Annotated in this window: 7 protein-coding genes and 1 pseudogene; all 8 read right to left on the bottom strand. The window is 74.1% G+C overall.

The window, feature by feature from the left end:
- On the bottom strand, positions 1–890 hold an 890-nt coding region (locus tag KBX53_RS16440; RefSeq protein ID WP_210860198.1), incomplete at its 3' end, for a polyprenyl synthetase family protein.
- Complete coding sequence (locus KBX53_RS16435; protein ID WP_210860196.1) at positions 887–2,302, bottom strand: alkaline phosphatase family protein; 1,416 nt, start codon at positions 2,300–2,302, stop codon at positions 887–889. The genes KBX53_RS16435 and KBX53_RS16440, both read right to left, overlap by 4 nt.
- Complete coding sequence (gene eboE, locus KBX53_RS16430) at positions 2,299–3,498, bottom strand: metabolite traffic protein EboE (protein ID WP_210860194.1); 1,200 nt, start codon at positions 3,496–3,498, stop codon at positions 2,299–2,301. The genes KBX53_RS16435 and eboE overlap by 4 nt, the downstream gene beginning before the upstream one ends.
- A complete protein-coding gene (locus KBX53_RS16425) occupies positions 3,498–4,355 on the bottom strand; it encodes a TatD family hydrolase (protein WP_210860191.1) in 858 nt (285 codons plus the stop codon). Before KBX53_RS16425 ends, eboE begins: the two co-directional genes overlap by 1 nt.
- 100 nt (positions 4,356–4,455) lie before the next feature.
- A pseudogene (locus tag KBX53_RS16420) lies at positions 4,456–4,965 on the bottom strand (EboA domain-containing protein); the annotation flags it as partial.
- 20 nt (positions 4,966–4,985) lie between these two features.
- Entirely contained in the window at positions 4,986–5,912 is a 927-nt protein-coding gene (locus tag KBX53_RS16415; protein WP_210860189.1) for a sugar phosphate isomerase/epimerase, read from the bottom strand.
- Positions 5,909–6,886 (bottom strand): SCO3242 family prenyltransferase, encoded by a 978-nt coding sequence (locus KBX53_RS16410; RefSeq protein ID WP_210860187.1) that lies wholly within the window; start codon positions 6,884–6,886, stop codon positions 5,909–5,911. The genes KBX53_RS16415 and KBX53_RS16410 overlap by 4 nt, the downstream gene beginning before the upstream one ends.
- The coding region (locus KBX53_RS16405) for an inositol-3-phosphate synthase (RefSeq protein ID WP_247675720.1) at positions 6,870–7,231 on the bottom strand (362 nt) is incomplete at its 5' end. The genes KBX53_RS16410 and KBX53_RS16405, both read right to left, overlap by 17 nt.

Genomic DNA, 7,231 nt, shown 5'->3' with positions numbered 1-7,231 from the left:
TCGGCGTCCAACGCCGGGTTGCCGAACAGCTCCCGCAGCCGGACGGTCTGCGACCGGTCGGCGGCGCTGCGGGCCAGCGCCATCATGACCGTCGGCTTGCCCTCACGCAGGTCGTCCAGGACCGACTTCCCGGTGACCGCCGGATCACCGAAGACGCCCAGCACGTCGTCACGGAGCTGGAAAGCGTCACCCAGCGGGTCACCGAACTCGCCCAGCGCGGCGATCAGCTCCGGTCCCGCGCCGGCCAGGGCCGCGCCGATCTGCAAGGGTCGGGTGACCGTGTACCGGGCGGCCTTCATCCGGATCACGGTGAGCGCGCTGGCCACCGAGCCGTCCCCGACGCCCGAGACCAGGTCCAGGTACTCCCCCGCGATCACCTCGGTACGCATCAGCGCGAACACGCCGTAACCCCGGTGCACCTGCTCGGTGCTCAGCCCGCACTCGTGGAACATCTGATCCGACCACGCGGCGCAGAGGTCCCCGCAGAGCAGCGCGGTGTTGCGGCCGTACGCCTCGGGGTCACCCCGCCACGACGAGCGGGCGTGCAGGTCGGCGAAGAGCCGGTGCACCGACGGCTCACCGCGGCGGCGGTCGCTGCCGTCCAGGATGTCGTCGTGGATCAGCGCGAACGCGTGGAACAGCTCCAGGGCGGCGGCCGCCACCACGATCGGGGTGCCGTCGGCCGCGCCCGCCCCGCGCCAGCCCCAGTAGCAGAAGAGCGGTCGTATCCGTTTGCCACCGGCCAGCACGAACCGTTGCAGGGCGGTGAACACGCCACGCGGCGCGCCGTCGGGCCAGTCCGGGCCCTGCCGCTCCAGGAACCCGGCCAGTTCCGCGTCGAAGCGTGCCCGCAGCCCGCTCGTGTCGGTGGGCGCGACGGTGACCGTCATGTCCGCTCCCCTGAACCGCTCGCGCCGTCGACGCCTAATCCGGCCAGCTCCAGCAGCAGCGCCTTGACCTCGGTGGCCGCGATCTTGTCGCGGGCCGCCGTCGGGTCGGAGCAGAGCAGCACCGGGGCGTCGGCCGGGTCGTCCGGCAGCCGCCCGTGCGAACCGCGCACCGCCCGCGCGCCGGTGTCCAGGCCGACAGCGCTCATCAGGTAGCGCATGCCGAGCTTCTTGCGAGCCAGCGCGACCCCGGCCCGGGCCTTCGCGGCACCGGGGTTGGCCGGGTCGAAGAACAACTCCGCCGGGTCGTAACCCGGCTTGCGGTGAATCTCCACCAGCCGGGCGAAGTCCGGCGCCCGGGCGTCGTCCAACCAGTAGTAGTACGTGAACCAGGCGTCCGGCTCGGCCACCAGCACCAGCTCACCGGCGCGCGGGTGGTCCAGCCCGTGTGCGGCCTTGCCGTCGGCGTCGAGCACCTCGGCCACCCCGGGCAGGTTGGCGCAGAGCTTCGCCACCGCCGCGACGTCGGCCGGGTCCTTGACGTAGACGTGCGCCACCTGGTGGTCGGCGACAGCGAACGCCTTCGACGTCCACGGATCGAGGTACTCCATGCCGGCCTGGGTGTGCACCCGTAACAGCCCTTCGGCGCGCAGCAACCGGTTGACGTCCACCGGCCGGGACACGTCGGTGATGCCGTACTCCGACAGCACCACCACCGTGGCGTCCCGGGCCCGGGCGGCGTCCAGCAGCGGGCCGAGGACCGCGTCCAGCTCGGCCGCCGCCGCGGCGGCCTCGGCCGACGAGGGGCCGAAACGTTGCAGGTCGTAGTCCAGGTGCGGCACGTAGACCAGCGTCAGGTCGGGTGACACGTCGGCGAGGATCTGCTCGGCGGCCTGGCAGATCCACCGTGACGACGGCAATCCGGCCGTCGGCCCCCAGTAGGTGAACAGCGGGAACGTGCCCAACCGCCCGGTGAGCGCGTCGTGCAGCTCCGGCGGGTCGGTGTAGCAGTCCGGCTCCTTGCGCCCGTCGGCGTAGTAGACCGGCCGGGGCGTGACGGTCCAGTTCACGTCGGCGCCCATGGCGTACCACCAGCAGACGTTGGCCACCGTGTAGCCGGGTTCGGCCCGGCGGGCGGCCTGCCAGAGCTTGTCCCCGCCGACCAGCGCGTTGTGCTGCCGCCACAGCAACACCTCGCCCAGTTCCCGGAAGTACCACCCGTTGCCGACGATCCCGTGCCCGCTGGGCGGCTCGCCGGTGAGGAAGGTGGACTGCACCGAGCAGGTCACGGCGGGCAGCACGGTGCCCAGCTCGGCCCGGAAGCCGCCGTCGGCGACTCCCCGCAGTCGCGGCATGTGCGCCAGTAGTCGGGGCGTCAACCCCACCACGTCGAGGACCACCAGTCGCCGGCTCATCGCGTCACTCCCATACTCACGGATCGCTGCGCGGTCAGGCCGAGGCCGACCAGTTCGTCGCGGGCGAAGGCCAGTTCCGCGGCGATACCGGCGGCCAGCTCCGCATCGGTGCCGGGCCGTCGGGCGGCCGGCAGCACCCCCCAGGTGTACGTCTCGACGTCGAGGTGGTCGCAGCCGGCGGTCGGACCCTCGAAGAGCGCTCTCAGGGCCGCGCGGAGCACCGGCAGGGTCGAGCCGAGCGGTTCCTCGGGCGGGGCGTGCAGGGGCACGTGGTAGTGCACCCGCCACGGGCCGGGGAGCGCCCGGTCCAGCGCCTCGTCCAGGTCGTCGGCCGCGTACGCCGGGTCGGCCGGGTCGGAAAGACCGGCACAACCGGCACCCCGGGTCTGGTGCAGGAAGCGGGGCTCCACCCAGCGGCGCAGCGCCTCGGCCCCACCCTCCGGGTCGGCGGCCTCGACGGCGGCCGACACCTGCACCTTCACCACCGGAAGGCCGGCGGCCCGCAGCCGTTCCAGCGCCTCGGCGGGCTCCTCCCAGGCGCAGGCCAGATGGGCCAGGTCGACACAGACACCCAACCGGTCGGTGTCCATTCCGGACAGCAACGCGGCGGCCTGAGCGGTGCTCTCCACGACACAACCGGGCTCCGGCTCGAAGGCGATGCGCACCTCACGGCCGGTGTCCCGCTGCACCGTGGCCAGGCCGGCGGCCAGCTGGTCCAGTCGCTGTCGCGCCGCGTCCGCGCGGCCGGTGTCCCACGGTTGCCGCCAGGCCAGCGGCAGGGTGGAGATCGAACCCCGGGCCGCGTCGTCGGGCAGCAGGTCGGCGAGCACCCGGGCCAGATCCAGTGTGTACGTCAGACGCTGCTCGGTGGTCCAGTCCGGGTGGTACACGTCCTGCTTCACCACCGGCGCCTGGAAGGCCGCGTACGGGAAGCCATTGAGGGTGACCACCTCCAGACCGCGCGCGTCCAGTTCGACGCGGAGCCGGCGGCGCAGCGTCGGGTCGGCGGCCAGCTCGGCGGCGACCGGGGCGGCCAGCCACAGGCCGAGCCCGAGCAGGTCACTGCCGAGCGCCTGACGCACCGGCAGGGCGTAGGTGTCCAGTTGGCCGAGGATGCCGGCGAGGTCCTCGGCGGGGTGCACGTTGGTGCAGTAGCCGAGGTGGACGGTCTCGCCGCCGGCGTGTCGCAGCCGCATCAGCTACCGCCGCGCAGGATCGAGTTGCCGGTCTGCGGGTCCACGGCGGCGCTGACGTCCAGGTCGCTGAGGTCGAGCCGCCCCGACTGCCCGTAGAACTCCACCGGGTTGCGCCACAACACCGTGTCGACGTCGTCGTCGCTGAAGCCGGCCGCCAGCATCGCCTCGCCGGTAGCCCGGGTCAGCAGCGGGTCGGAGCGCCCCCAGTCGGCCGCCGAGTTGACGAGCATCCGGTCCGTACCGTACTCGCGCAGCAGCTCCACCATCCGCTGCGGGGTCATCTTGGTGTCCGGGTAGATCGAGAAGCCCAGCCAGCAGCCGCTGTCCCTGACGAGCTTGACGGTCACCTCGTTGAGGTGGTCGACCACCACGCGACCCGCGTCGATGCCGGACTCGGCGACCACGGCGAGGGTCCGCTCGCAGCCGCGCGCCTTGTCCCGGTGCGGGGTGTGCACCAGCGCCGGCAGGTCGTACGCCACAGCGAGGGCGAGCTGCGCGGCGAACGCCTCGTCCTCCTCGGGCGTCATCGAGTCGTACCCGATCTCGCCGACCGCGACCACCGCGTCCTTGTCCAGGTAGCGGGGCAGCAGGTCGAGGACCGGACGGCAGCGCGGGTCGTTGGCCTCCTTGGGGTTCAGCGCGATGGTGGCGAAGTGGCGCACCCCGAACTGCCCGGCCCGGAACGGCTCCCAACCGATCAGCGAGTCGAAGTAGTCGGTGAACGAGGCCGCGCTGGTGCGCGGTTGCCCCAGCCAGAACGCCGGTTCCACCACCGCGCGCACGCCGGCGGCGGCCATCCGTGCGTATTCGTCGGAGGTGCGTGAGGTCAGGTGGATGTGGGGGTCGAAGATGCGCATGACACGCCTCCCGCGGCAGAGCGGCGGTGAGCCGGTGGAGCAGGTCGGTGGCGTCGGCGGGCAGGTCCCGGCCGGCGGCGTGCCGTTCGGCGGCGAGCGCGGCCAGCATCGCGGCCAGTTCGCCGTCGGCCCGGGTGTCCAGGTCGGCCACCGCGGCCAGGGGGACGCCGCTGAACACGCACTTGAGCACCGCCTGTCGCCAGGCGGCCGGGTCGAGGTGCCGGGCGTACGGGCCGAGCGCGGCGGCAACCAGCCGGGTGTCGTTGGTCCGGATCGCGTCGTGCAGCAACGGCACGCCGGCGGCGCCGATCGGCAGCAGCGACAGGGCCCGCAGCACGGCTCGCCGCTCGGCCGCGTCACCGTGCTGGTAGAGGCGCTCGGCGTACTCCGCGTGCTCGCCGGGCAGGCTGGTCAGCAGCAGCACCCGGGCCGCGTCGTCGGCGGTCCAGCCGGGGGCGTCGGGCAGCGCGGCCCGGCCGCAGCGGCGGCCGACGGCGGGGAAGAGCCGGGTGATCGCGGTGGGCTCGGTGGTGACCCGGCGCAACGCCGTGTCCAGCCAGTCGGGATCGGGTACGCCTCCCAGCGCGGCCCGTAGTGAATCCGGTGTCATCCCGTCTCCTCCCCTTGTTGCTACGCAGGCACCCCAGGAATGTCTGCGGGCAGTTCGTCCTTCGTGCCGCCGGCCAGTGCGGCGGCACGCAGGAACTCGATCGACCGGGCGGCCACGGCGGGTGCGGCGTGCGAGTCGCGGGGCAGCTCGACGGCGACCAGGCCGCGGTAGCCGGCGTCGCGCAGCGCGGCCAGCACCGGCGGAAAGTCGATCTCGCCGACCCCGAACTCCAGGTGCTCGTGCACGCCCCGGCGCATGTCGTCGATCTGCACGTTGACCAGGTGATCGGCCACCTCGGCGACGCACTGCGGCACCGGCCACGGCTCCAGGCACCGGCAGTGGCCGATGTCGAGGGTGATGCCGAAGCGGGCCGGGCTGCCGAGGGCGGCGTACAGCCGACGCCAGTCGGCGATGTCCTGCACCAGCATGCCCGGCTCCGGTTCGAACCCGACTGTGACGCCGGCGGCGTCGGCCGCGTCGACCACCGTGGCACACCCGGCCACCAGCCGGTCCCAGGCGCACTGCTGCGGCACCGCCTCGGGTCGGACGCCGGCCCAGAACGAGACCGCCTCCGCGCCCAGGTCGGCACCGATCCGCACGGCCCGCCGCAGGAACTCGATGCGCCGGGTCGGGTCGTCGTGCAGCAACGTGGGGGCGTGCTTCTGCCACGGGTCGAGCAGGTAGCGGGCCCCGGTCTCGATGACCACGGCCAGGCCCAACGATTCCAGCCGGCGACCGACGGCGGCGACCCGGCGGGTGAGCCCGGGCGCGAACGGGTCCAGGTGGTCGTGGTCCAGGGTGAGCGCCACCCCGTCGTAGCCGAGTTCGGCGATGACGGCGAGCGCGTCGTCGAGCCGGTGGTTGGCGAAACCGTTCGTGCCGTACCCGAGGCGCAGCGTCGTGGCGTCGGCGGCCGGCGCGCCCGGTCGGGGCTCGGGGACGCTCATGTCGGGGAGACCTTCCGGGCCAGCCGTCGACCCAGCGGCGCGGCCGCCGCGACGGCCACCCCGAGCAGCCCTGCTCCACCGCGCGCGGTGAGGGCACCCTGGAGGGCCGGCAGCCCGGTGATCCCGGCGCCGACGGCGGCGCGGACCCGTCCGGCCGACGGGTCCCGGACAACCTGGGCCTGGGCCGCGCCGTACCGGGCGGCGTACCAGCCGGCCAGCACGGCGGGCAGCACCGCGGCGATCCCGGCCGCGCGGCCGCGGCCCGCGCTCACCCCGATCTCGCCGACGGCCTCGGCCCGGTCGGTGGCTCCGGCTCGGTCGGTGACTCCGGCCTGTTCAGCGCTACGAGCGGCGGCGCGTCGGGCCCCTGGCGCGGCGACGGCGGCGCTGGCGGCGACCAGCGCGGTGCCGGCCAGGGTGCGCATCGGCAGGGTGGCGTCGGCGCCGGTGACCTCCCGGCGGGACAGCGCGGTGACCGTCCAGGTGTGCGCGGCGACTGTCGCCGCCGCCGGCAACGCCCGGGTCAGCCGGCCGCCGGACGCGCCGAGCAACACGTCCAGGCCCCGGCAGGCGGCCATCACCGCCGGGCCGGCGGCGGTGTTCTTGGCCAGCAGGTCGTACCCCCAGATGGTGGCGGCCAGCGGCACGGCGAGCGCGGCGGCGCGGCGACCGCCCACGGCGGCGGCCAGGCCCACGCCGGCGGCGGTGAGGCCCGCCGCGAGACCGACCGCGGCGGCCGGGGTGACCCGCCCGCTCGGGATCGGTCGTTCGGGCCGCTCCTCGGCGTCCAGGCGTCGGTCGGCCCAGTCGATGGCGGCCATGCCGGCCCAGTAGAGCAACACCGAGGCGCCGGCCAGAGCCGGGGTACGCGGGCTCAACGCGCCGGCCGCCGCGGCCCCGGCGATCACGTCACCGGGCACCGAGAGCGCCGCCGGAGCGCGGACCAGCTCGGCAAGATCAGCCAACGTTGTCATGGGCACCGTCCTCGCCGTGCAGTTGCCGGGTGAAGGCGGTCAGCCGGGCCCACTGTTCGCCGAGCGAGTGGGTGGGCGCGCCCAGCGGGTCCTTGAAGAAGAAGCCCAGGTCGACGAGCGGTCCCACCTGCCCGGCGGCGTGCGCGGCGGCGGTGAGTCGGGCCAGGTCGAGCACCAGCGGCGCGGCCAGCGCCGAGTCGCAGCCGTGCCAGGTGAACTCCATCCGCATGCCGGTGCCGAGGAAACCGGTGAAGGTGATCAGATCCCAGGCGGTCTTGAAGTCGCCCAGCTCCTCGACGAACTCGATGCGGGTGCCGCCCTGCGGGACGTAGCCCAACGTCTCAC

It is taken from the genome of Micromonospora sp. M51, assembly GCF_018070305.1.
In the GTDB taxonomy this organism is placed as follows: Bacteria; Actinomycetota; Actinomycetes; order Mycobacteriales; family Micromonosporaceae; genus Micromonospora; species Micromonospora parva.
The sequence above is the reverse complement of the archived record's forward strand: the minus strand, read 5'-3'. Positions and strand labels throughout refer to the sequence as shown.